The following is a 20,124-nucleotide window of genomic DNA, read 5'->3' as shown; positions in this document are numbered from 1 at the left end:
CGCCTTATTGTGCTAGTGTAGCCGCAGTTACATCGGTTACGGCTTTGACGGTGGCACCAGGCGCTGCTTTTTGTAAGCCGCTGATAATGACCTTATCGCCATTTTTTAGACCGTCGGTAATGAGCCATTTATCGCCAATCGCCTGTGAAGCCATGACGTTGCGTAGCTCAACTTTACTTTCGTTGTTGACTACCAGTGCCGTAGCGTCACCGCGTGGAGTACGAGTGATGCCCTGCTGTGGAACCAGAATAGCGTTGGGCTGAATGCCTTCATCGATGCGTGCGCGAACAAACATGCCGGGCAAAAGCTGATGCCGGGGATTCGGAAAAATTGCTCGCAGGATAATGGAGCCGGTATTCTCATCGACCGTCACGTCCGAAAATTGCAGGCTACCTTTCATAGCGTAAGGTTGGCCATTTTCCATCAACAGCTGAACGCTGCTGGCTGCGCTGCCTTTTTGCAGGCTGGCTTGTTTAAGACGCATAAAGTCGTTACTGGATTGTGTGACATCGACATAAATAGGGTCCAGTTGCTGCACGGTTGCCATCGCATTTGCCTGACCATTGGTCACCAGCGCTCCTTCAGTGACAAAGGATTTACCGATGCGTCCGCTAATCGGCGAGGTCACTTTGGTGTAAGCCAGATTAATGCGTGCGGTTTCCACAGCTGCTTTCGCCGCCAGTACCGTGGCATCGGCCTGACGTGCATTCGCAACGGCCTGATCGTAATCCTGCTGGCTGATATATTTAGTTCCCAGTAACGGAACGTAGCGTTTTACCGTCAGGTGGGCGATGCTCGCGGCGGCTTCGCTTTTAGCCAAATCACTTTTAGCACTATCCCACGCAGCCTGGTAGGTGGCCGGATCGATTTGATACAGCGACTGGCCAGCGTTGACATCGCTGCCTTCAGTGAAATTACGCGACAAAATAATACCGTTTACCTGTGGGCGAACTTCAGCAATACGAAATGCGGAGGTGCGGCCCGGTAATTCAGTCGTCACCGTCAGGGGGGCACTTTTCACAACATGAACGGTGACCTGCGGAGCCGGCAGTGTCGGCTGTTGGTTGCCTTTATCATCACAACCCGCCATTAAAGCAGCAGAGATGAATAAGCTGGAAAGAAGTGTAGTCCTGGCGTGAATCGTCATTACTGTTCCTTAAAAACCGAAAAACAGAATTCGCCGAAAATCGGTGAAAGAAAAGATTTAATAAAAGCTGGTGGTTATCCTACAAATAATCATCACTGGATGTAAGTGATACTTATTTGTTGAGCGTCCCCACGGCACGTAAAGGCAAAAAACGCGGGGTGATTTTTTACTGTTAAAGAATGCAATGCAGGATTAATTCACGACATGAATATAAGCCTAAAATATATTCTCTGTAATTATTTTTACTCTGCTGGTTTTTATGTAAAAATTATTTCCGTTATCGTTAATAATACGTATTGATACGTAAATAATAATATTATTACAGCAGGCATTGTATTCGTTGTGCTGAGGGCGTCATCCTATGGCAAAAAAAACAAAAGCAGAAGCACTTAAGACCCGGCAAATGCTGATTGATTCTGCTATCGAGCAGTTCGCACTAAATGGGGTGGGAAACACAACGCTGACGGATATTGCAGATGCGGCGGGTGTCACGCGTGGTGCAGTCTACTGGCACTTTACCAGCAAAACAGACATCTTTAATGCGATTTGGGAACAGCAGGCCCCGCTGCGGGATATTATTTATTATCAAACAAAAGAAAACGCTGATGCTAATCCACTCATGCATTTACGTAATCAATTTGTTATCGCCTTGCAATTTATTGCTGTAGACCCACGGTTACGCGCACTTATGCAAATTTTATATCATAGATGCGAATTTATTGATGACATGATGCCGGAAGAGGATATTCGCACCAAAATTGGCTTTAGCCATGAACATGTACGAAAGGTGTTAAACGAGGCCATCATCGCCGGCGTACTTTCAAAAAACGTAGATATTAATTTACTGTTAATTATGTTGCATGGTTTCTTGAGTGGTGTAATAAAAAATTGGCTAATGGATCCGGGTAAGTTTAATCTTTATCAGCATGCGCCACAGCTGGTGGATAATATTATGCTGGCCGTTACCGCCATATCCGACTGCACTATTAAGGATGAAAGCCCTGTTGTTTAAAAGAGCAGATGTAATAGAAATGGGTGACGGCTCGCAGCCGTCACGTATGTTGTAATCCACGTACGGATGTCATGACGGCATCAGCCGCTACCGGCTTACCCAGTAAATAGCCTTGCAGCGTATTACATCCCAGCTCGGTCAAAAACTGCTGTTGCATTTCAGTCTCTACGCCTTCCGCGACGACCTTAAGGTTTAGCGTTTTAGCCAGAGCAACAATTGCGGAGACGATGGTGACATCTTCACCGTCACCGCTAAGATCGTTAATAAATGCTTTATCAATTTTCAGCTCGCAGGCAGGTAGCCGCTTAAGATAAAGCAAACTGGAGTACCCTGTTCCAAAGTCATCTATTGACGCTTTAACGCCACGTGCTGTGAGCGCGGTTAGTATGCGCACACTTTCGTCCGGATGGCTCATAGCCGTTGTTTCGGTGACTTCCAGGATCAGCATCTCAGGCGGTATGGCATGACGTTCGAGACTCGCCATCACCGTTTCCACCAGCGTTGATTGCTCAAACTGTAATGTCGAGAGATTGACCGCAATTGACCAGGCTGTGTTTCCTTGTAAATGCCATTCACGTAGCTGTCGACAGGCTTCATCAATAACCCAGTTTCCAATCGGCACAATAAGGCCCGTTTTCTCTGCCAGGGGCAGAAAAATATCCGGCGTTAACAGACCCTGATGAGGATGCTGCCATCGCAGCAGGGCTTCAAAGCCAATAACGGGTCCTGCAGGAGCCTGAAATTTAGGTTGGTAGTAGAGCCGTAGCTCCTTACGCTCCATCGCCTGCCACAAATCATTCATCAGTTGAAGCTGGGTCTGTGCCAGTTGATTCATCGACGGCTGGAAAAAATGATAGCCGTTACGCCCCATATGCTTTGTGTGATACATGGCTGCATCAGCATTGAACATGAGTTCACGCTCGTCTTTACCATCGTAAGGATAAAGCGTAATCCCAACACTGAGCGTGACCATAATCTCGTAAGGTTCCAGATTAAAGGGGCGATCAACAACGCTGACAAGCGCACTGGCGAGAGACGCGGCCTCTTCCGGGGTTTTACTCTCAGCCAACAGTACAAATTCGTCACCACCAATCCGCGCCAGGGTATATTGCCCTTGCAGAATGGCATGTAAGCGGGCAGTGACATCGATTAACAACTTGTCGCCAATGTCGTGTCCGTAGCCATCATTAACATTCTTAAAACCATCAAGATCCATAAACATCAAGGCAAAGGAGGAACCTTCACGATCGGCCTTACTGATTGCCTGCTCCAGGCGATCCTGTAACAGAATCCGATTAGGCAGGCGGGTCAGGGTATCGTGAAGCGCCATTTCTGCCAGTTCACGATTGGCTTGTGCCAGTGAGGTTGCTAACAACGAGGTGCGGGCCTGCAAACGCGCATCCAGCATGGAAACAATCAGCGTAATGGCGAGAATAGCCAGTGCCATGGCGCTGACCAGTACGGCGAGCCAGTTGCCATTCATACCCTCGTGTAGGGCGTGCATATGGGTAGAAAAATTCGCTGCCATCATGCCGGTATAATGCATTCCGGCAATTGCTACACCCATCAGTAACGCTGCCCCGGCACGCAGAACAGCGACCTGCGCAGCTTCACGGCGTAGCCGAAAGGTCAGCCACAATGCAACCAGTGAGGCCAGCAGCGCAATCAGTATCGATATGCCAATCCAGAAAAGATCCCAGACAATAGGTTCGGAAACCTGAATGGCGGCCATGCCGGTGTAATGCATGGTAACAATACCCGTACCCATAATCATCGCACCTGGCAGCAGGCGGCGTAAGCGCAAACGCTCCACGCTGACTAACCAGAGGGCGAAAAGAGACGAGCCAATAGCAATACCTAGCGATAGCGCAGTCAGTACCGGGTCATAGTGCAGGCTCATGGCAAGCTCCATTGCCAGCATCCCGATGAAATGCATTGCCCAGATCCCGGTGCCCAGTGCGAAACCGCCGCCAACAAGCCAGATCCAGGCAGTTTTACCGGTAGTCACGGCAACTCTTCCTGCCATATTTAGCGCAGTATAGGAGGCCAGAATGGCAACGATAAAGGAGACAACAATGAGGATTTGGTCGTAATGGTTAACCGGCATCATGTCTTAAACTCATTCGCAGTGGAACGTTCAGGCAATACCTGTTTCGAGGGGGCAAAGACATTACCACTGTCTGGACATCGCGCAAAGGGATTTAAAACCGTGCTGTTACTACGGAAAACGTGATGGCATTTGGCATGTTTGGCACTAAATATCGCTGCAGTTCACCAGTTTCAATGGGTTGATGGAATCCATGTTCCGGCATTTCTCATTTTCGGTGATAAACCATTCAATCCACTGGATAAGAAGTGCATCGAAAATGAAGACAAAAATGGCAAATAAAACCAGCCATCCGTATTTACGGATCATTGCGTTATCCTGCAGGTATCAGTGAGTTGCAGGCAATATACACGAAAAAAAATGCAGAGAAAGAAGAACAACAGGTCTTTACGTAGGCTTAAAATTACAGGGGACGAAGTAGAATACAAACAATAAAAAAGGCGCTTCCCCATGCCGAAGAGCGCCTTTTAAAACAAACACTTAACTGATTAGTATCAGTTCATGCCGTATTTTTTCAATTTTTTGCGCAGCGTACCACGGTTGATACCCATCATCAGGGCAGCACGGGTCTGGTTGCCACGGGTGTATTGCATCACCATGTCCAACAGGGGCTGTTCTACTTCAGCCAGTACCAGCTCATAGAGATCATTCACATCCTGACCATTCAGTTGAGCAAAATAGTTCTTCAGTGCCTGTTTAACCGAGTCACGCAGGGGCTTTTGAGTCACCTGGTCCTGGGAGTTAACGGTAGAAACGGTCAGTACGTCAGAATTTACGCGTTGTTCGAACATAGTTCTGTTAGCTCTTTATTTCTGTTTACGCAAGATTTTCGAAGTATGCCTCCAACGCCTCCAGCTGTACGCTGGCATCATCTATAGCGTTGAATGTGCGCCGAAACTGGTCATCTGGCGCGTGCTCCTGAAGGTACCAGGAGACGTGTTTGCGTGCTATTCGGTACCCTTTTGCCTGGCCATAAAAGTCATGCAGTTCCCGAACGTGCGTGCAAAGTAAGCGCTTAATCTCTGCCAGAGGCAAAGGGGGCAGCAGCTTCCCAGTGTCCAGATAGTACTGGATTTCCCGAAAGATCCAGGGTCTTCCCTGAGCCGCCCGGCCTATCATCAGGGCATCCGCCCCTGTATAGTCGAGAACAGCTCTGGCCTTAAGCGGGTCAGTAATGTCGCCATTCGCGATGATCGGAATGGAAACTTTCTGCTTAACTGCCCGAATACTGTCGTACTCAGCGTCTCCGTTAAACAAACAGGCGCGTGTGCGTCCGTGAATAGTCAGAGCCTGAATGCCACAGTCTTCAGCCAGTTGGGCAATTTCTACGCAGTTACGGTGCTCTGGAGCCCATCCGGTACGAATCTTCAGCGTGACCGGAACATCCACTGCTTTCACAACACCGAGCAGGATAGACTTCACCAGCTCCGGATATTGCAGCAGGGCTGAACCTGCAAGCTTACGATTCACCTTCTTAGCCGGGCAACCCATATTGATATCAATAATTTGGGCACCGCTTTCCACATTAATACGTGCGGCTCCAGCCATCTCTTCAGGATCGCTTCCGGCGATTTGCACGGTGCGAATACCTGGCTCATCAACGTGCACCATCCGTAAACGGGACTTATCGCTCTCCCACACCTGTGGGTTAGAGGACATCATCTCGGAAACGGTTAGCCCTGCTCCCATCTCGTAACACAGCGTCCTGAATGGTCTGTCAGTAATGCCAGCCATTGGTGCTGCAATCAGACGATTTCTGAGCTGGTGGTGTCCGATACGCATGAGTTAAGAAATGACCATTCTGTGACTGCAAGGCGGCGTATATTACGCATTTTTTGCACGAGATGAAAGGCCAAACTTTGACCAATCCTCTGTCCTGGATCAATGAATTTCGATCGCCAGATTAAAAAAATAAAAATAATCTTTATTAATCAGTTGATTGTGAGAGTTTGGCTGATTGGTGCTCTTTTGTATTTTCCGTAAGCTCAGTAACATTTATTCGTTTTAATATGCAAAATAGCGTATTAAATGCTGGATTAATAATCTATTTCAGTACTTTTCTGCGAGCTGCCTCTCATTTTTGAGTAACATAATTGAAAGATTGCAGGTGCTGCCAGACAGAGGCTCGGGCCTTCGTCTGGCATAGTATTACTCAACAACAACCCGGCCATGCAGCGGCTGCGTTGGACGATTATTGTGATGATGCATGGCGTCGGTGAATTGCTTCAATTGAGCTTCGGAGAGCGTAACAGGATGCTTGAGCACCAGCCAGCTGACCCCTTCAGAACATGGTGGCGTGGTTAAAGAGCCAGTAAAGCGGTAGTGGGTCTTATCTTTCGGCAACAGCCCGTTGATATCTATTCCCGGTGCTAAAGGCTGTGCGTTATCTGTTTGAGCAGGCATTGCCGCCCAGAGTTTGGTGAGTGTGCTATTCGCCGCGCCGATATTAAACATTACCGCGACGACGGCCACCTCACCGTCAGCATTCTTGTGTACCAGATGCATTTCCAGAGGATATTGCTTACCGTGCAGCGTATTTTCGCTCGGCGCATGGAAGTGCAGTTGCTGGAGCATAAACGGCACGCCATCAATGGCCACGCTATTTTTGCTGTTTTCAGCGAAGTTGGCCTGAACAGTGTGCCCGTTATTGATAATACTGACCGGGCCTTGAGAGTAGGTATTTTTGAGCGGGTTAATATGGGCTTTAAGCGTTTTGTCGATGTTAATTGGAGACTGGTTCATCCCTTTCTGACAGAGCTGATTTTCCGGACTCACTTCGCTCCAGTGCTCGGGTGAGCCTTCGCCTTCATAACCCCACTGGGATGCTGAGGCGATGCCCGGGAGCAGGTTTGCCAATAAAATAGCGGTAAAACAGAGTGAACGTTTCATGTTTAATTATTTCCCTGATGAATATCTAATTCATTTATAAAATCAACGATTTATTAATACAGTATAAACCTTGTTTTTATCGGGGGAATTATAAGAATTTTTATATCGGTGAGAAAATATGATGAGATTACGTGGCCAGAGGACCACGTAATAATGACTGCCTTTAGTGTTTATACCCGGTGATCCGACACCATTCTTCTTTTTCCATCACAGGGTCGAGCGTAAAGAGATCGGCATAGGCTTCACATACTCCCTCGGCCTGGCTTGCCAGAATGCCTGACAGCCCCAGCAGACCATCCTGAACGGGTAAAACGCTAATAAGCGGTGCCAGCTCGCGTAAAGGGCCTGCAAGAATATTTGCGACCACGACGTCAGCCTTCATAACATCCGGCTGATCCTGTGGCAGATACAGTTCGAGACGTTCAGAAACGCCATTTCGCTCAGCATTTGCCCGACTGGCCTGAATAGCCTGCGGATCAATATCAATACCGATAGCCTTTGTTGCACCTAATTTAAGCGCTGCGATAGCCAGAATGCCGGAACCACAGCCAAAATCGATAACCGTTTTGCCCGCAAGATCAAGACCGTCCAGCCACTGTAAACAGAGTGACGTTGTAGGATGCGTGCCGGTACCAAAAGCCAGGCCCGGATCGAGCATCACATTTACAGCATTAGCATCCGGGACATCACGCCAGCTTGGGCAGATCCACAGACGCTCACCGAAACGCATTGGATGGAAGTTATCCATCCATTCACGTTCCCAGTCTTTATCCTCGATCTGCTCGATCTTATGCACAAAGCCCGCGCCGAGCAACGGGTGCTGTTCAAGGATCGCCACGATCTCTTTCATATCGGTTTCAGCATCGAACAGCGCGATGACATCAGTGTCGCCCCACAGGCGCGTCTCACCTGGCAACGGTTCAAACACCGGCGTGTCGTGCGTGTCCTGGAAGGTGATAGAAACCGCACCGGTCTCCATCAGCGCATCACTCAGTTCTTCTGCATTGGCACCGGTTGTATTCAGTTTCAGTTGGATCCATGGCATAGCAAAACTCTTTATTTATCAGTAGAAATAACGGCAGCTTGTGGTGGGGCAGAACCAAATCGGTTGCCTACCAGAAAAGCCAACAAACTTATCAAAAGTGAAGGGACGATGGGATGAAAGCCCAGCCACTGAATATTCCAGCTCGCGAGGACAGTATACAGCACCCCACCAACGATCATCGCACTCAGCGCGCCAGCAGCATTCGCTCTCTCCCAGTACAGACCCAGCACCAGCGGCCACAAGAAGACGGCTTCCAGCCCACCAAACGCCAGCAGATTCAGCCAGATGATCATTTCCGGTGGACGCCAGGCAGCCAGCATCATAAGCACGCCGAGGATCAAGGTCGTGGCCATTGATATCCGCTTCAGTTGCTTTTCATGACGAACTTTTGTTGGCTGCGCGCTAAGCCACAGATCTTTCACAATGGTTGCCGAGGCCTGGAGCAGATGTGCGTTAACGTTAGACATGATCGCGGCCATAGGTGCCGCCAGAAAAATCCCGGCCGCCCATGGTGGCAGGACCTGTAACATCAGCGTTGGGATCACCAGATCGGGCACCGTTAAGTCCGGCAGTATGGCACGACCGAGCGCGCCCGCCAGATGCATTCCCAGCATTAATAGTGATACCACGATGGTGCCAATGATGATCCCGCGATGCACGGCCCTGCTGTCTTTATAAGAGATACAGCGTACCGCCGTATGAGGTAAACCAATCACGCCAAAGCAGACCAGCACCCAAAAGGATGTCATAAAAGTCGGCGTTAAAATATGATCGGCGCCGTCGGGCGAAACAAGTTGAGGATCGATATGTTGCAGCTTACCAACGGCGACATCCAGTCCGCCTGCCGAGTGAATAACGCCAATCAGTAGCACCAGCGTACCAACCAGCATAACCATTCCCTGCATGGTGTCATTGAGTACGCTGGCCCGAAAGCCACCGAATGCGGTATATAACGCAATCGTAATGCCAAAAATTAGCAGGCCCGATTCATAGTTGATTCCCACAGCCGTTTCGAGCAGCCGGGCACCGCCAATAAACTGGACGGCGATCGCGCCGACAAAGGCCACCAGTAAACTGATACTGGCAATCCACACCACGGTTCGACTCTGGTAGCGGGCCATCAGCATGTCGTTGAGGGTAATGGCGTTATAGCGGCGGGCGAGAATAGCGAACTTCTTGCCCAATATGCCCAGCGACAGCCAGATAGTTGGTACCTGGATCATCGCCAGTAGCACCCAACCAAGGCCATATTTGTATGCCGCCCCCGGGCCGCCAATAAACGAGCTGGCGCTGATATAGGTCGTTGTCAGAGTCATTGCCAGCACAAAGCCGCCCATAGAACGACTACCAAGAAAATATTCACTTAGAAAAGTGCCCGTCTGCCGCTGGCGCATGGCATAAATAGAAAGCGCAAACACCGCCAGCAGATAAATCACCAGCGCGGCAATAACTTCAAACTGCATCGTTATTCTCCAGAGAGATATCGCGGAAGATAAAGCGCACCATGAGCCAACATAGCAACGTAAATACCAGAGGAACGAGCAGACAGGCCATTTCGAACCAGTGCGGCAGACCCGTGATACCCTGCGCTGAATCAGGTAAGTAAGCGGCCACTAACCATGCGGCGAGATAAAGAAGCGTCAATCCCAGCGCCCAGCGCGCTTCTTTATGAGCCTGAGCAAAACGTGTGTTCATAGTTTTCCAGTATCAGAAATGACTTTATACGGCTGTGATTGTACGGATACAGAGGGCATTACCCAAAGATTTTCCGCAATGCGTTGAGTTTAACTGAAGCAACTTATTTTTATTCGGGCGAATACGAAAGCGAGGTCGGTAATTGAAATGTGTATGCGGGGGGGATGTAGAAAAAGAGCGCGCCTGCTGATCAGACGCGCTATCGGGTTTAGGTCTATTGCAGGCCGAGTTTTTTCTCCAGATAGTGGATGTTGGTTCCACCATTCTGGAAATGCTCGTCATTCATAATGCGCATTTGCAGCTCAACGTTGGTTTTAATCCCGTCGATGATTAATTCCTGCAGGGCATTTTTCATGCGAGAAATGGCCACATCACGGTTTTCACCGTAGCAAATCAGTTTGCCGATCATAGAATCATAGTGCGGAGGCACAGTGTAGCCTGCGTAGATATGAGACTCCCAACGTACACCAAAACCGCCCGGCGCGTGAAAACGCGTGATTTTACCCGGGCTTGGCAGGAAGGTGTTCGGGTCTTCAGCGTTGATACGGCACTCTACCGCATGGCCTCTCACCACAACTTCATCCTGCTTGATGGACAACGGTTGACCCGCCGCGATGCGCAGTTGCTCTTTGATCAGATCAACGCCGGTGATCATTTCGGTAACCGGATGCTCAACCTGAATACGGGTATTCATTTCGATGAAATAGAACTCGCCGTTTTCAAACAGGAACTCAAACGTACCCGCCCCGCGATAACCGATATCAACACACGCTTTTGAGCAGCGCTCACCGATGTAGCGACGCAGTTCCGGCGTGATGCCTGGCGCAGGGGCTTCTTCAACAACTTTCTGGTGACGACGCTGCATTGAGCAGTCGCGTTCAGCCAGATAGATTGCATTACCCTGACCGTCAGCCAGCACCTGAATTTCGATGTGACGTGGGTTTTCCAGGTATTTTTCCATGTAAACCATGTCGTTGCTGAAAGCAGCTTTCGCTTCAGCCTTCGTCATGGAAATGGACTGCTCCAGTTCGGCATCGCTGCGCACTACGCGCATACCACGACCGCCGCCGCCGCCTGACGCCTTAATGATAACCGGATAGCCAATGCGTTTAGCATGAGCGCGGTTAGCATCCATATCGTCGCCCAGAGGGCCGTCGGAGCCAGGTACAGTTGGTACGCCAGCTTTCTTCATGGCGGTGATCGCGGACACTTTATCGCCCATCAGGCGAATGGTGTCGGCTTTCGGGCCGATGAAAATAAAGCCGGAGCGTTCAACCTGCTCAGCAAAGTTGGCGTTCTCAGACAGGAAGCCATAACCCGGATGGATTGCCACCGCGCCGGTGATTTCAGCGGCGCTGATGATTGCCGGGATGTTCAGATAGCTTTTTACAGACGGAGCAGGACCGATACACACGGTCTCATCCGCCAGCAATACGTGTTTTAAATCGCGATCCGCAGTGGAGTGTACAGCGACAGTCTTAATGCCCAGCTCTTTACAGGCACGAAGGATACGCAGTGCGATCTCGCCACGGTTAGCAATGACAATTTTATCCAGCATGTTCGCCTCGTTACTCGATGACGACCAGCGGCTCGTCAAATTCTACCGGTTGACCTGTTTCGAGCAGAATGGCTTTCACCACGCCCGATTTGTCGGCTTCGATCTGGTTCATCATTTTCATTGCTTCAACGATGCACAGGGTGTCGCCTACATTGACTTTTTGGCCCACTTCAATGAACGCTTTAGCGTCCGGGCTCGGGGTACGGTAGAATGTACCGACCATCGGGGAACGTACGATGTGGCCACTGATTTCTGCCGCTGCTGGCGCTTCCATCGCTGGCGTTGCCGCTGTAGCTACAGCGTTAGATAAAGCCGGCTGCTGCATAACGGGTGCAGCATAAGCCTGTTGCATCATCGGAAAACCTGCATTTGGCGCTGCACGACTGATGCGTACAGACTCTTCGCCTTCAGAAATTTCCAGTTCGGAGATGCCTGATTCTTCAACCAGCTCGATCAGTTTTTTAATCTTACGAATATCCATGAGTGGGTTCCGTACTCTTTGTTTAGTGTGATTGTGACAAGCTTGTTATCGCCGTCTGTAAAGCATAAAAATAACCGGTTTTAAACGGTTAGCAGGGTTTAAAAACCGCTTCACCGCCCGGCTACCGGGCATTTCAGCTATTCACCTTTCAAAAGCGAAATACCTGAGCAGCCATCAATTGTGTCGTCATCTTCGGCTATTGTCCGGCAAAAAACAAAATATACCTTCAATGCACGATTGTCACCTTCCGAAGTGATAAATCCCTCGTCAGGAAAATTGAAGTCGCACATTATAACGATTTCGTAGCATTTCGCAGCTAAATACTGGCCTTATCAGGGAAGATTATCAACTGCAATTGTTTCTGGCCCGTTGTCAGAAGGAAGAACTGCGGTAAACCGCACATTATCAACATTAACGCAGCCACTGACGGAACTTCTTATGACGCCATGCCAAAAGCAGCAATGCCAGCACGGCATAAATGACAGGCTGCGGTGACAATATCTTCACTGACCACAAATAGTGTATGGGTACGAAGATGGCGACAAGATAGATGCAGTTATGCAATTTTTGCCAGAGCCGCCCCAGCTTTCGTTGCATAACCTGGGGAGATGTCACTGCCAGCGCCAGCAGGATCAGCCAGCTAATGCCGCCTAAGGTAAGATAGGGACGCGTTACCAGCTCCTGACCCAGCAATGACAAATTGTTAATACCCAGTTCCAGTAGCGTATAACTGGTTAAATGCAGGGTCGCCCAGGCAAAACACCAGAGCCCTAAAAGACGGCGAGTACGGATCAGGAGCGGTTGCTTAGCGTAACGTGTTAACGGCGTCACCAGCAAGGTTGCCAGCAATAATTTCAGAGCCATCCTACCGGTAAAATGCTGAATATCTTTCGCCGGATCGGCGCTAAAATAGCCCTGTGAGGCGGCCCAGAATAGCCACACCAGCGGCAGAAAAGCCGCAAGATGCAGAACGACTTTCAGCCCAGTTATCTGTTTTGCCGTTAATCGCACTTTAAAAACTCTCCCGTAAATTAAGACCTTTATACAGCGACGCCACCTGGTCGGCATAGCCGTTGAACAGCAGCGTTGGTTGGCGTTTTACATCAAGTACGCCGCCGGAGCCGATAAAACGCTCCGTTGCCTGCGACCAGCGCGGATGATCTACATGCGGATTGACATTGGCATAAAATCCGTACTCGCCCGGCGCAGACAGATTCCAGGTTGTGGGGGGCCGTTCACGAGTGAGAGTAATACTGACAATCGATTTAATTCCCTTAAAGCCATACTTCCACGGTACCGTCAGACGCACCGGCGCGCCGTTTTGCGGCGGCAGCGCTTTGCCGTATACGCCGGTTGTAAGCAATGTCAGAGGATTCATCGCCTCGTCCAGTCTCAACCCTTCAACATACGGGTATTTCAGGCCGCCACCGATAAAGCGATCTTTCTGCCCTGGCATTTGTTCTGGCGCATAAATGGTCTTAAAAGCGACATATTTTGCATGACTGTTAGGTTCCACCAGCGCCAGCAGCTTATGCAGCGGGAAGCCGATCCAGGGGACCACCATTGACCACGCCTCAACACAGCGCATCCGATAAATACGCTCTTCGAGCGGGAAACGTCGGGTCAAATCGTCATGATCGAGCGTGAGCGGTTTATTCACTTCACCATCAATCTTTAACGTCCACGGATCGGTTTTCAGAGTGCCCGCATTGGCGGCAGGATCGGCTTTATCCAGACCAAATTCATAAAAGTTGTTATAGCCAGTGACTTTATCTTCCGGGGTAAGAGGAAGTGTACTTTGCCACTCGGCAGGGCGGATAAAATCCAGCGGCTTGCCGGAAGGGGCCGGAGGGCGATCGTGGCCTTTAAACCAGTCGAGTAAATCCGCCCGGGCTAAGGTTGGTACACTGAGCGTGGCGGCGCTGATCCCCAGCGCTTGCAGAACCTGGCGGCGCTGCATAAAAAAAGCCGATTCGGCGGTGACATCGGCTTCGGTTAAGCGACGTAATTTCTTCATGATGGACTCCCGGCGAGAACGCCACCAGCAGAACGGCAGTGGCGTTGATCCAATAATGGCAGGGAGTCTGTCAGTGCGCGAGAAAATCACTTAATTAAATGTAAATTCCTGCGCGAAGAATCCTAATTCACTTTAACCAGGGTACGACCTTGCACCTGATTATTAATGATAGCTTCAGCCACTTTCGGCGCTTCATCAAGAGTGATTTGCGTTGTAGCCTGAGTGTAAAACGTTTCTGGCAGATCCTGGGCCAGACGACGCCAGGCTTCTATACGACGTGCCGCAGGCGCCATCACCGAGTCCACACCCTGTAAGCGCACATTACGCAGAATAAACGGCATCACCGTCGTCGGCAGGGCAAAACCACCCGCCAGGCCGCAGGCGGCCACGCAGCCGCCATAGTTCATCTGCGCCAGCACTTTCGCCAGCACGTGGTTGCCGACCGTATCAATAGCCCCCGCCCAAAGCTGTTTTTCCAGCGGACGCGTTTCGGCAAACTCATCGCGTCCCAGAATACGGCTGGCACCTAAATCGCGCAGGTAATCATGCGTACTTTCGCGACCAGAAACCGCGACAACCTGATAGCCCAGTTTATGCAGCAGTGCTACGGCGGTGCTGCCAACGCCGCCGCTGGCGCCGGTAACCAGGATCTCGCCGCTGTGAGGACGAATACCGGCGTCTTCCAGTGCCATGACGCACAGCATGGCGGTAAAGCCTGCCGTACCAATGATCATTGCTTTCCGGTCGTCGAGTCCTTCCGGAAGCGCAACCAGCCAGTCGCCGTTTACGCGCGCGCGCCCGGCAAGCCCGCCCCAGTGATTTTCCCCCACGCCCCAGCCGGTCAGCACGACCTGCTGGCCAGGATGAAAACGCGGATCGTCGCTCGCATGAACGACTCCGGCAAAATCAATACCGGGTACCATAGGAAAGTTGCGGATGATTTTGCCTTTACCGGTGATGGCCAGCGCATCTTTATAGTTCAGGCTGGACCACTGAATGTCTACGGTGACATTGCCCTCGGGTAGCTGGTTGTCATCAATGCGTTGCACCGATGCGAGCGTTTTTCCTTCCTGCTGTTCTAAGAGTAAAGCCTGCATTATTCGCCCTCACTTGCCTAATGATTAGAAATACTACTGAGCAAGACTATACGCGTTAATCGAAAAACGATGCCGACTTAACGCAATAAATTGCCAGATCTGCCAGGTTTGATAGTATTCACCCTTCGCCTGCAAGTTAGTACTTACTTTGAGTAAGTACAGTTGGCTGTGAGGCCTTATATTAACCGGGCTGTTCATAACAAGACGGAGTTAACCCAGGGATGCGTTTAACGACGAAGTTTTCCGCTTTTATTACCTTACTTATTGGTTTGACCATTCTGGTCACGCTGATAGGATGCTCGCTCAGTTTTTATACGGCTATCCAAAACAAAATTGATGGTCGCGTACGCGCTGTGGCCGCGATTCTGGATACCCGCCTGGTCAGCCGTTCTTTCACGCAGATGGAATTGCAGATGGATGAAATCATGGTGCCCGTTGATATTGTGCGCGTTGATTTTTTGCAGGGAAAACAGTCGCTTTATAGCCATGTCAGGAAGGGGAGCTATCGTCTTTTAGGCAGCAGTGATTTGTACCGTGAACTCAACGTTCCATCGATTAAGCATCCCGGTATGACCATTCGACTGACCTATCAGGATCCGATGGCGAATTACGTTCACTCACTGCTCACGACCGCCCCCTTAACCGTGGGCATCGGTTTTATGGTGTTCGTTATTTTCCTCGCGGTACGCTGGATGCGGCGTCAGCTGGCCGGAGGCGAACTGCTGGAAATGCGCGCGACGCGAATTCTTAACGGTGAGCGTGGCCATGGCGTACGGGGTACGGTCTATGAATGGCCAGCTCGCGCCAGCAGTGCGCTGGACATGCTGCTTTCAGAAATACATTTTGCCAGTGAACAGCGCAGTCGAATGGATACGCTGATCCGATCCTATGCCGCACAGGATACCAAAACAGGGCTGAATAACCGTCTGTTCTTTGATAGTCAACTGGCAACATTGCTGGAGGATCAGGAGAGAGTCGGAACGCATGGCATCGTCATGGTCATTCGCCTCCCGGACTTTGATTTGCTTTGTGATAACTGGGGGCGCAGCGCCGCGCAAGAACACTCCTTTACACTAATCAATCTTATCTCCACCTTTATTATGCGCTACCCCGGTGCCCTGCTGGCCCGCTATCACCGCAGTGATTTTGCGGTACTGCTGCCGCATCGCACGCTCAAAGAGGCTGATGGCATTGCTTCGCAGCTTTTAAAAGCGGTCGATGCGCTGCCCGCCACCAAAATTCTCGACCGTGAAGACATGATGCATATTGGTATTTGCGCCTGGCGAAGCGGGCAAACCACCGAACAAGTTATGGAACATGCGGAAATTGCTACGCGCAATGCGGTATTGCAGGGGGGGAACAGCTGGCTGGTTTATGATGATTCCCTTCCTGAAAAAGGACGCGGTAATGTTCGCTGGCGCACGCTCATTGAACAGGTGTTAAGCCGCGGTGGCCCGCGTTTTTATCAAAAACCGGCGGTACTGGCGGATGGCCGCGTACACCATCGGGAATTAATGTGTCGCATCTTTGACGGCAGTGAAGAGCTTCTGGCGGCAGAGTATATGCCATTTGTTCTGCAATTTGGCCTGGCTGAAGAATATGAGCGGATGCAAATTGCCCGCGTGCTGCCTTTTCTCGGCTTTTGGCCGCAGGAAAACCTGGCGATACAGGTCTCAATTGAGGCGCTTATCCGTCCACGATTCCAGCGCTGGCTTCGCGATACATTAATGCAATGTGAAAAATCACAACGAAATCGCATTATTTTTGAACTTGCTGAGGCGGATGTTTGTCTACACATCAGTCGTTTACAACCGGTGGTGCGATTGATTAACGCCCTTGGTGTCAGGGTTGCGGTAACGCAGGCGGGTTTGACAATGGTGAGTACCAGCTGGATCAAGCAGTTAGATGTTGCATTAATTAAATTGCATCCTGGTCTGGTACGTAACTTTGAAAAACGCAGTGAGAATCAGCTGCTGGTGCAGAGTCTGGTCGAAGCTTGCAAAGGAACATCAGCGCAAGTTTTTGCCGCCGGAATTAGGACAAAAAGCGAATGGCTAATTCTGGCTCAATGTGGTGTAACGGGCGGGCAGGGCGATTTTTTTGCCGCCTCCCAGCCGCTGGACTCCAATCTTAAAAAATATTCGCAAAGATATTCGGTTTGACCTGCCGTTTACTATGTTTTCACGTAGAATAACGGGCGCTATATCTTTGGGGGTGTGCCTGTCTGCCCGCCAGACTTTTGTAGCATCGATATACAACGCACGTTAACGACCTTTTACAGGTGCAAATGAAAGCAGGGAGCGCTGCTGATGATTTTAAATCTGAAGGAGTCAGGCATCAGTTTGTAACAAAGGTGACGAACTGCACTAATTTTCACCGTAGCAGATGATTTTTGCGCCTTGTCGCTGCTGCGTGTGGTTGGTAAAGTAAGCGGATTTTGTACTCCGCCCCAGCTTTCAGGATTATCCCTTAGTATGTTGAAAAAATTTCGTGGCATGTTTTCCAATGACCTGTCCATTGACCTGGGTACTGCGAATACCCTCATTTATGTTAAAGGACAAGGCATCGTATTGAATGAGCCTTCTGTAGTCGCCATTCGTCAGGATCGTGCCGGTTCACCGAAAAGCGTCGCCGCTGTCGGTCATGATGCGAAACAGATGCTGGGCCGTACGCCAGGCAACATCGCGGCGATCCGCCCGATGAAAGACGGTGTCATCGCCGACTTTTTCGTGACCGAAAAAATGCTTCAGCACTTTATTAAGCAGGTGCACAGCAACAGTTTTATGCGTCCAAGCCCGCGTGTTCTGGTATGTGTTCCGGTTGGTGCTACCCAGGTTGAACGCCGTGCTATCCGTGAATCCGCGCAGGGCGCTGGTGCCCGTGAAGTCTTCCTGATTGAAGAGCCAATGGCGGCAGCCATCGGTGCTGGCCTGCCGGTTTCTGAGGCAACCGGATCGATGGTTGTAGATATCGGCGGCGGTACAACAGAAGTTGCGGTTATTTCTCTCAATGGCGTGGTCTATTCTTCTTCTGTGCGTATTGGCGGCGACCGTTTTGATGAAGCTATCATTAATTATGTGCGCCGTAACTACGGGTCGCTGATTGGTGAAGCGACCGCAGAGCGTATCAAGCATGAAATCGGTTCGGCTTATCCGGGTGACGAAGTCCGCGAAATCGAAGTTCGCGGTCGTAACCTTGCCGAAGGCGTGCCACGTGGCTTTACGCTTAATTCTAACGAAATCCTCGAAGCACTACAGGAACCGCTGACCGGCATCGTCAGTGCGGTGATGGTTGCCCTGGAACAGTGTCCGCCAGAACTGGCGTCTGATATCTCCGAGCGCGGTATGGTCCTGACCGGCGGCGGTGCGCTGCTGCGTAATCTTGACCGTCTGTTAATGGAAGAAACCGGTATTCCCGTCGTGGTTGCTGAAGATCCGCTGACCTGTGTAGCGCGTGGCGGCGGCAAGGCACTGGAAATGATCGACATGCACGGCGGCGACTTGTTTAGCGAAGAGTAGTCGGCTTCGGGTCCGGGGCGGCGTTGCGTTGTCCCGGCCTGAACTGACGCGAGAATACGCATAGCCTATGAAGCCCATTTTTAGCCGTGGCCCGTCGCTACAGATTCGCCTCATCCTGGCGGTGCTGGTGGCGCTTGGCATCATTATTGCCGACAGCCGCCTTGGTACGTTCAGCCAGATCCGAACGTACATGGACACTGCCGTCAGTCCTTTCTACTTTGTCTCAAATGGTCCTCGCGAATTGCTCGATAGCGTTTCACAGACGCTGGCCTCGCGCGAACAACTCGAACTTGAAAACCGGGCGCTGCGGCAGGAGCTGCTGTTAAAAAACAGCGATCTGCTGATGTTGGGGCAGTACAAGCAGGAAAACGCGCGTCTGCGCGAACTGCTGGGTTCCCCACTGCGTCAGGATGAACAAAAAATGGTCACTCAGGTGATCTCAACGGTTAACGATCCGTATAGCGATCAGGTTGTTATCGATAAAGGCAGCGACAACGGCGTTTATGAAGGCCAGCCGATTATTAGCGATAAGGGCGTCGTCGGACAGGTCATTGCGGTGGCAAAACTGACCAGCCGCGTCCTGCTGATCTGCGATGCCACCCATGCGCTGCCAATCCAGGTACTGCGCAACGATATTCGGATAATTGCCGCAGGTAATGGCTGTACTGACGATCTACAGCTTGAACATCTGCCGGCCAACACCGATATTCGCGTCGGCGATGTGCTGGTTACCTCTGGTCTTGGCGGACGATTCCCGGAAGGTTATCCGGTAGGCGTAGTTTCCTCCGTTAAGCTTGACACTCAGCGGGCCTATACGGTTATCCAGGCACGTCCGACGGCCGGCTTACAGCGTCTTCGCTATTTGCTGCTGCTGTGGGGGGCGGATCGTAATGGGGCTAACCCGATGACGCCGGAAGATGTCCATCGTGTCGCCAATGAACGCCTGATGCAAATGATGCCACAAGTGCTTCCGTCACCTGACGCCATGGGGCCGCCCGCACCGATCCCTGCACCAGCAACCGGCATTGCGCCTGCAGCGCAACCGCGCGCTTCGGGAGGGCAGTAGTGGCGAGCTACCGTAGTCAGGGGCGATGGGTTATCTGGCTCTCGTTCCTGGTCGCACTTCTGTTACAGATCATGCCCTGGCCGGATAACATTCTGGTTTTCCGGCCTAACTGGGTATTACTGATCCTGCTGTACTGGACGCTGGCACTGCCTCATCGGGTCAATGTGGGCACCGGTTTATTCACCGGTGCTATCCTGGATCTGGTGACGGGCTCGACGCTTGGCGTGCGTGCGCTGGCGCTGAGCATTATTGCCTATCTGGTGGCGTTGAAATATCAGCTATTTCGCAACCTGGCACTCTGGCAACAGGCGCTGGTAGTGATGCTGCTGTCCCTTGCCACGGATATCATTGTGTTCTGGGCCGAGTTTTTAGTGATCAACGTTTCTTTCCGGCCAGAGGTATTCTGGAGTAGTGTCGTAAACGGCATTCTCTGGCCCTGGCTCTTTCTAATGATGCGGAAGATCCGCCAGCAATTTGCGGTGCAATAAGGTT

Annotated in this window: 19 protein-coding genes; 5 read left to right on the top strand and 14 right to left on the bottom strand. The window is 50.9% G+C overall.

Features of this window, described 5'->3' with window-relative positions; genetic code table 11:
- Nucleotides 1–4: 4 nt before the first annotated feature.
- The gene (locus tag AC791_RS17335; RefSeq protein WP_049841741.1) at nt 5–1,147 is read right to left on the bottom strand and encodes an efflux RND transporter periplasmic adaptor subunit; all 1,143 of its coding nucleotides are present in this window, start codon (nt 1,145–1,147) and stop codon (nt 5–7) included.
- Between the two features lie 361 nt (nt 1,148–1,508).
- Between AC791_RS17335 and envR the strand changes: the two genes are divergently transcribed.
- Nucleotides 1,509–2,159: an acrEF/envCD operon transcriptional regulator gene (gene envR / locus AC791_RS17330; RefSeq protein ID WP_049841740.1), complete on the top strand. Its 651-nt coding sequence runs from the start codon at nt 1,509–1,511 to the stop codon at nt 2,157–2,159.
- A 40-nt stretch (nt 2,160–2,199) separates the two neighbouring features.
- On the opposite strand, the gene AC791_RS17325 is transcribed toward envR, so the two are convergent.
- The 13 genes from AC791_RS17325 to AC791_RS17270 form a co-directional block, all read right to left on the bottom strand.
- Complete coding sequence (locus tag AC791_RS17325) at nt 2,200–4,266, bottom strand: putative bifunctional diguanylate cyclase/phosphodiesterase (RefSeq protein WP_049841751.1); 2,067 nt, start codon at nt 4,264–4,266, stop codon at nt 2,200–2,202.
- Nucleotides 4,267–4,413: 147 nt separating this feature from the next.
- The gene (locus tag AC791_RS20030; RefSeq protein ID WP_072094400.1) at nt 4,414–4,575 is read right to left on the bottom strand and encodes a DUF2556 family protein; all 162 of its coding nucleotides are present in this window, start codon (nt 4,573–4,575) and stop codon (nt 4,414–4,416) included.
- Between the two features lie 185 nt (nt 4,576–4,760).
- The gene (gene fis / locus AC791_RS17320) at nt 4,761–5,057 is read right to left on the bottom strand and encodes a DNA-binding transcriptional regulator Fis (protein WP_000462905.1); all 297 of its coding nucleotides are present in this window, start codon (nt 5,055–5,057) and stop codon (nt 4,761–4,763) included.
- Nucleotides 5,058–5,082: 25 nt separating this feature from the next.
- Nucleotides 5,083–6,048 carry a tRNA dihydrouridine synthase DusB gene (gene dusB / locus AC791_RS17315; RefSeq protein ID WP_049841739.1) on the bottom strand — a complete coding sequence of 322 codons (966 nt, stop codon included), beginning with the start codon at nt 6,046–6,048 and terminating at the stop codon, nt 5,083–5,085.
- A gap of 366 nt (nt 6,049–6,414) precedes the next feature.
- A complete protein-coding gene (locus tag AC791_RS17310) occupies nt 6,415–7,155 on the bottom strand; it encodes a carbonic anhydrase (protein WP_049841738.1) in 741 nt (246 codons plus the stop codon).
- 163 nt (nt 7,156–7,318) lie between these two features.
- Nucleotides 7,319–8,200, bottom strand: coding sequence for a 50S ribosomal protein L11 methyltransferase (gene prmA / locus AC791_RS17305; RefSeq protein WP_049841737.1), 882 nt, complete (start codon nt 8,198–8,200; stop codon nt 7,319–7,321).
- An 11-nt stretch (nt 8,201–8,211) separates the two neighbouring features.
- Nucleotides 8,212–9,663, bottom strand: coding sequence for a sodium/pantothenate symporter (gene panF, locus AC791_RS17300; protein ID WP_049841736.1), 1,452 nt, complete (start codon nt 9,661–9,663; stop codon nt 8,212–8,214).
- Complete coding sequence (locus AC791_RS17295; protein WP_049841735.1) at nt 9,653–9,895, bottom strand: YhdT family protein; 243 nt, start codon at nt 9,893–9,895, stop codon at nt 9,653–9,655. The genes panF and AC791_RS17295 overlap by 11 nt, the downstream gene beginning before the upstream one ends.
- A gap of 214 nt (nt 9,896–10,109) precedes the next feature.
- A complete protein-coding gene (gene accC / locus AC791_RS17290; protein ID WP_049841734.1) occupies nt 10,110–11,453 on the bottom strand; it encodes an acetyl-CoA carboxylase biotin carboxylase subunit in 1,344 nt (447 codons plus the stop codon).
- A 10-nt stretch (nt 11,454–11,463) separates the two neighbouring features.
- On the bottom strand, nt 11,464–11,934 hold the full coding sequence (accB, locus tag AC791_RS17285; protein WP_049841733.1) for an acetyl-CoA carboxylase biotin carboxyl carrier protein: 471 nt from the start codon (nt 11,932–11,934) through the stop codon (nt 11,464–11,466).
- Nucleotides 11,935–12,345: 411 nt separating this feature from the next.
- A complete protein-coding gene (msrQ, locus tag AC791_RS17280) occupies nt 12,346–12,945 on the bottom strand; it encodes a protein-methionine-sulfoxide reductase heme-binding subunit MsrQ (protein WP_049841732.1) in 600 nt (199 codons plus the stop codon).
- 1 nt (nt 12,946) lies between these two features.
- Entirely contained in the window at nt 12,947–13,951 is a 1,005-nt protein-coding gene (gene msrP, locus AC791_RS17275) for a protein-methionine-sulfoxide reductase catalytic subunit MsrP (RefSeq protein WP_049841731.1), read from the bottom strand.
- A 122-nt stretch (nt 13,952–14,073) separates the two neighbouring features.
- Nucleotides 14,074–15,048, bottom strand: coding sequence for an MDR family oxidoreductase (locus AC791_RS17270; protein ID WP_049841730.1), 975 nt, complete (start codon nt 15,046–15,048; stop codon nt 14,074–14,076).
- Between the two features lie 221 nt (nt 15,049–15,269).
- On the opposite strand from AC791_RS17270, the gene csrD reads away from it, so the two are divergent.
- The 4 genes from csrD (at nt 15,270) to mreD (ending at nt 20,120) form a co-directional block, all read left to right on the top strand.
- The gene (csrD, locus tag AC791_RS17265; RefSeq protein ID WP_049841729.1) at nt 15,270–17,210 is read left to right on the top strand and encodes an RNase E specificity factor CsrD; all 1,941 of its coding nucleotides are present in this window, start codon (nt 15,270–15,272) and stop codon (nt 17,208–17,210) included.
- Nucleotides 17,211–17,522: 312 nt separating this feature from the next.
- Nucleotides 17,523–18,566 (top strand): rod shape-determining protein MreB, encoded by a 1,044-nt coding sequence (gene mreB, locus AC791_RS17260; protein ID WP_000913396.1) that lies wholly within the window; start codon nt 17,523–17,525, stop codon nt 18,564–18,566.
- A gap of 67 nt (nt 18,567–18,633) precedes the next feature.
- Nucleotides 18,634–19,632 carry a rod shape-determining protein MreC gene (gene mreC / locus AC791_RS17255; protein WP_049841728.1) on the top strand — a complete coding sequence of 333 codons (999 nt, stop codon included), beginning with the start codon at nt 18,634–18,636 and terminating at the stop codon, nt 19,630–19,632.
- The gene (gene mreD / locus AC791_RS17250) at nt 19,632–20,120 is read left to right on the top strand and encodes a rod shape-determining protein MreD (RefSeq protein WP_049841727.1); all 489 of its coding nucleotides are present in this window, start codon (nt 19,632–19,634) and stop codon (nt 20,118–20,120) included. The genes mreC and mreD overlap by 1 nt, the downstream gene beginning before the upstream one ends.
- The last annotated feature ends 4 nt before the right edge of the window (nt 20,121–20,124 follow it).

It is taken from the genome of Klebsiella sp. RIT-PI-d (genome assembly GCF_001187865.1).
GTDB lineage: Bacteria > Pseudomonadota > Gammaproteobacteria > Enterobacterales > Enterobacteriaceae > Superficieibacter.
Note: the sequence above shows the minus strand (reverse complement) of the source record. Positions and strands in the feature narration are given on the sequence as shown.

Excerpts from the sequence above, each read along its gene's own strand:
- prmA (WP_049841737.1), bottom strand. The coding sequence starts at position 8,200 with ATGCCATGGATCCAACTGAAACTGAATACAACCGGTGCCAATGCAGAA.
- accC (WP_049841734.1), bottom strand. The coding sequence starts at position 11,453 with ATGCTGGATAAAATTGTCATTGCTAACCGTGGCGAGATCGCACTGCGT.
- AC791_RS20030 (WP_072094400.1), bottom strand. The coding sequence starts at position 4,575 with ATGATCCGTAAATACGGATGGCTGGTTTTATTTGCCATTTTTGTCTTC.
- mreC (WP_049841728.1), top strand. The coding sequence starts at position 18,634 with ATGAAGCCCATTTTTAGCCGTGGCCCGTCGCTACAGATTCGCCTCATC.
- envR (WP_049841740.1), top strand. The coding sequence starts at position 1,509 with ATGGCAAAAAAAACAAAAGCAGAAGCACTTAAGACCCGGCAAATGCTG.
- csrD (WP_049841729.1), top strand. The coding sequence starts at position 15,270 with ATGCGTTTAACGACGAAGTTTTCCGCTTTTATTACCTTACTTATTGGT.
- fis (WP_000462905.1), bottom strand. The coding sequence starts at position 5,057 with ATGTTCGAACAACGCGTAAATTCTGACGTACTGACCGTTTCTACCGTT.
- AC791_RS17325 (WP_049841751.1), bottom strand. The coding sequence starts at position 4,266 with ATGCCGGTTAACCATTACGACCAAATCCTCATTGTTGTCTCCTTTATC.
- AC791_RS17335 (WP_049841741.1), bottom strand. The coding sequence starts at position 1,147 with ATGACGATTCACGCCAGGACTACACTTCTTTCCAGCTTATTCATCTCT.
- msrP (WP_049841731.1), bottom strand. The coding sequence starts at position 13,951 with ATGAAGAAATTACGTCGCTTAACCGAAGCCGATGTCACCGCCGAATCG.
- accB (WP_049841733.1), bottom strand. The coding sequence starts at position 11,934 with ATGGATATTCGTAAGATTAAAAAACTGATCGAGCTGGTTGAAGAATCA.
- AC791_RS17310 (WP_049841738.1), bottom strand. The coding sequence starts at position 7,155 with ATGAAACGTTCACTCTGTTTTACCGCTATTTTATTGGCAAACCTGCTC.
- AC791_RS17270 (WP_049841730.1), bottom strand. The coding sequence starts at position 15,048 with ATGCAGGCTTTACTCTTAGAACAGCAGGAAGGAAAAACGCTCGCATCG.
- mreB (WP_000913396.1), top strand. The coding sequence starts at position 17,523 with ATGTTGAAAAAATTTCGTGGCATGTTTTCCAATGACCTGTCCATTGAC.
- AC791_RS17295 (WP_049841735.1), bottom strand. The coding sequence starts at position 9,895 with ATGAACACACGTTTTGCTCAGGCTCATAAAGAAGCGCGCTGGGCGCTG.
- dusB (WP_049841739.1), bottom strand. The coding sequence starts at position 6,048 with ATGCGTATCGGACACCACCAGCTCAGAAATCGTCTGATTGCAGCACCA.
- panF (WP_049841736.1), bottom strand. The coding sequence starts at position 9,663 with ATGCAGTTTGAAGTTATTGCCGCGCTGGTGATTTATCTGCTGGCGGTG.